The following is a 3,600-nucleotide window of genomic DNA, read 5'->3' on the forward strand; positions in this document are numbered from 1 at the left end:
ACGATCGCAACCAAAATAACTAGGCTGCCCTCTTGTCAAACGACAAGGGCTAGTGGTACGATACACAGACCAACCCATCCTCCTATGTGGTGAACGCTATGGCTGAACGGTTTCCGTATGGTGGACAAGCAGTAATGGAAGGCGTGATGATGCGCGGTTTGCACCGGGCTAGTGTCGCTGTCCGTTCACCTGCCGGCCAGATCGTCATTCGCGACCGTGAACTGAATTTGGAGCGGCGGGTCTTTTGGAGTCGGTTACCACTGCTGCGGGGCATTCAGCTTTTGGGCGATGCCTTAGTGATTGGGATGTGGGCCTTGATGTTCTCGGCCAGTGTGACCGACGATCAAGCCGAGCAACCCTTGAGCAAAGGGCAAACAGCGCTGCTGGTAACCACCTCGGTCGGCATATCGATCGCCTTATTTTTCGTTTTGCCCTTGCTGGTGGCTTCGGGAATTGCCAATTGGGCTAATCTCGGCATCTACAGTCGCGAAACGATTGAAGGCATCACGCGCTTGCTCATTTTTGTTGGCTACTTGGTACTTGTCGGGCGAACCGCCGAAATCCGCCGAGTTTTCGGGTATCATGGCGCTGAGCACAAAGCTGTTTCGGCCTACGAAGCTGGTTGTCCATTGACCGTTGAGCATGTTCGACCGTTCACAACCATCCACCCGCGCTGTGGCACAACCTTATTACTAATTGTGGTGGTGCTCAGCATTCCTGTATTTGCATTGCTTGGCACGTTTCCCTTTTGGCTACGTTTGCTAAGTCGAATCATCCTAGTGCCGTTTGTGGCGGCGCTTGCCTACGAGCTTATGCGGCTAACCGCAAGCAAGGCAACCAACCCGATTGTGCGTGGTTTGATGACACCAGCATTGGCGCTGCAACGCTTGACCACCCGCGAACCCGATGATGCCATGCTTGAGGTAGCAATCGCTGCCCTGGCGCGGGTCTTGGCCGCCGATGGTCAAACGGTTGAAAGTCAGCCAATCGCGGTCGATATTCGGCCTGCACTTACGTCCTAACATCGTACATCCAGAGTGAGGGCATCTGTATGGCTCTTGTTGGTAATTTGCGCGACTTTGCACTCGCTGATTTTCTTTATCTGATCGATCGCGGGTACAAAACTGGCAGTTTACAACTGAACCGTCAAAGTGCCGCAGCAACGCTCTACTTTGAAAAGGGAAAACTGCTCTACGCCGCGCAAACGCAAGAACGCGAATCGCTCGGCGAAATGTTGCAGCGCACGGGGAAACTCACGCCGCAACAAGCGCAGCAGGCGGTGCAACTGCAGCAAACTGATGGCAATCAATCGCTTGGAACGGTGCTGATCGATAGCGATATTCTTACGCGCGAAGATCTGCAACGCCATATCCAAACCCACATAGAAGAGACGGTGTACAGTCTGTTTGGCTGGCCCGATGGTGAGTTTTGCTTCAATGCCGGGGTGAAGCTCGACCGTGATGATGTCCAATCGCTGGTACCGCTTGGGGTGGAAAACCTCATTATGGAGGGTGTACGCCGCGTCGATGAATGGGGCCGCATCAAGGATCATATTCCCAATACCGATATGATCGCTCGCTTTGTCGATCAGCCACTCGAAAAGGCCAAAAGCATCAACTTAACGCCCGATGAATGGCGGATTTTTGCCCGCATCAACGGCAAAGATTCGATCAAAGAAGTGATTAGTCGGACTGGCTTGAGTGAATTTGATGTGAGCCGCATTGTATACGGCTTCATTTCGGCAGGCTTGGTTGAGGTAACCCGACCTCGCCCTCCTGTCCCAGCGACGGGACGCGCTGGTGCTGGTGCCGCTGCAGGAGCACCAAAACGCAGCCTCGTCTCACGGATCATCAATCGTATTAGGGGAATGTAGAAAGGCGGCGCTGCGCTGGAACACTCCCACACTCCCACCGGCAACCTAGCTCCGTCTTAGGAGGACGTATGCAGACTGTCAAAATGGTTATCAGTGGCGCGGTTAACGCTGGTAAAACACAGTTCATTCGTGCCATTAGTGAAATCGAGGTGGTTTCGACCGAACGGAAGGCCTCCGACGATACCAAGTTGCTCAAAGGCGAAACCACCGTTGCAATGGACTTTGGCCGCATTACCATTAGTGATGATTTGGTGTTGCACTTGTTTGGCACACCCGGCCAAAAACGCTTCGACTTTATGTGGGAAATCTTGTCCGAGGGGATGCTCGGCTTGATTGTGTTGGTCGATAGCACCCGGCCTGAAACGTTCCGTGAAACAAATCGGATTATCGATTTCTTCACTTCGCAACGTGATGCGCCGTATGTCGTCGCTGCCAATAAGCAAGACCACGAGAACGCTTGGGCACCTGATGAGTTGCGGCTCGCCTTGCGGTTGCCAGCCCATGTTAAAATTGTTCCCTGTGTGGCAACCCAAAAGGATTCGGTTAAAAATGTGCTGCTAGAATTGCTCTACGTTATTATGCAGCGCTCGACCGACTAAAGGCGATTCTTCACGCTTCATTGCTCTTTTTCGCCATGCCGTACTCTGTCTCAGAGTGCGGCTTTTCGCCATTGTGGAGCGAGGTTTCGATGCAGCTTAATTTGCCAATTCTCGACCAATTGCAAGGCCGTCGTTCCATCTTGATTGCAGGCATGGGCGGCGGTTTTGATATTTTCTGTGGTTTGCCGATTTTTCTGCAATTACGCCAACTAGGCTTTAATGTGCATTTGGCCAATTTTAGTTTTAGCGATCTTGAAGCCGCTAGCAATCTACAGTATCTTGGCGATACGGTCTATGGTGTGCCGAGCCTGCCGCGTGACCCTGAGTTCGTGCCCAGTCATAGCCCAATTGATGCTACCCAAGTGGCGTTGTTTCAGCGCTACAGTCCGTTTATCTATTTTCCTGAGTTGTATTTGGCCGAGTGGTTTCGCCAAACTTATGGCGAGCCGCTGACGGTTTGGGCTTTTTTGCGCAGCGGGGTTAAGCCACTCTTGGCTAGCTATCGCCGCTTGGTCCAGCATCTCTCAATCGATGCAATTATCTTGATTGATGGTGGGGTTGATGCGTTGGTGCAGGGCGACGAGGCCGAAATTGGCACGTTGGTTGAAGATACAATTTCCTTAGCTGCGGTCAATCAGTTGAACGAGGTTCCAACCAAAATTGTGACCTGCATTGGCTTGGGCGCTGAACGCGATATGCATTATCCACATATTTTTCAGAATATTGCCAGCTTGGCTGAATCCGAAATTTTGCTAGGTACGTGTAGCCTGATCAAACAGATGCCAGTTTATCAAGCCTACGCTGCGGCGGTGCATTGGACGCAATCGCGAATTTATCAAGACCCTAGCGTGATCAACAGCTCAATTATTTCAGCGGTCGAGGGCTATTTTGGCAATTATCATCTGACCAGCAAAACTGAGGGCAGCAAGCTCGATATCAATCCATTGATGAGTATCTATTGGTTTTTTGATTTGGTGGGCTTGGCTGAGCAGCATTTGTTGCTAGAGCCGCTGTTGGAGACTGAACATTTACGCGAGGTAGTGCAGTGGGTGCATACGCTGCGGGCAAATTTGCCAATTCGCCCGCGCTTACGTTAACTATTTTGCCTCACCCCCTAGCCCCTCTCCC

Annotated in this window: 4 protein-coding genes; all 4 read left to right on the top strand. The window is 51.8% G+C overall.

Features of this window, described 5'->3' with window-relative positions; genetic code table 11:
• The first annotated feature begins 98 nt into the window (after positions 1-98).
• The 4 genes from DEF47_RS18040 (at position 99) to DEF47_RS18055 (ending at position 3,569) form a co-directional block, all read left to right on the top strand.
• Positions 99-1,022 (top strand): DUF1385 domain-containing protein, encoded by a 924-nt coding sequence (locus tag DEF47_RS18040; RefSeq protein WP_012188400.1) that lies wholly within the window; start codon positions 99-101, stop codon positions 1,020-1,022.
• Positions 1,023-1,051: 29 nt separating this feature from the next.
• Positions 1,052-1,873 (top strand): DUF4388 domain-containing protein, encoded by an 822-nt coding sequence (locus DEF47_RS18045; RefSeq protein WP_012188401.1) that lies wholly within the window; start codon positions 1,052-1,054, stop codon positions 1,871-1,873.
• A 68-nt stretch (positions 1,874-1,941) separates the two neighbouring features.
• Positions 1,942-2,472 (top strand): GTP-binding protein, encoded by a 531-nt coding sequence (locus DEF47_RS18050; RefSeq protein ID WP_012188402.1) that lies wholly within the window; start codon positions 1,942-1,944, stop codon positions 2,470-2,472.
• Between the two features lie 89 nt (positions 2,473-2,561).
• On the top strand, positions 2,562-3,569 hold the full coding sequence (locus DEF47_RS18055) for a DUF1152 domain-containing protein (RefSeq protein WP_012188403.1): 1,008 nt from the start codon (positions 2,562-2,564) through the stop codon (positions 3,567-3,569).
• Positions 3,570-3,600 lie beyond the last annotated feature (31 nt).

The organism is Herpetosiphon sp. (assembly GCF_003512625.1).
In the GTDB taxonomy this organism is placed as follows: domain Bacteria; phylum Chloroflexota; class Chloroflexia; order Chloroflexales; family Herpetosiphonaceae; genus Herpetosiphon; species Herpetosiphon aurantiacus.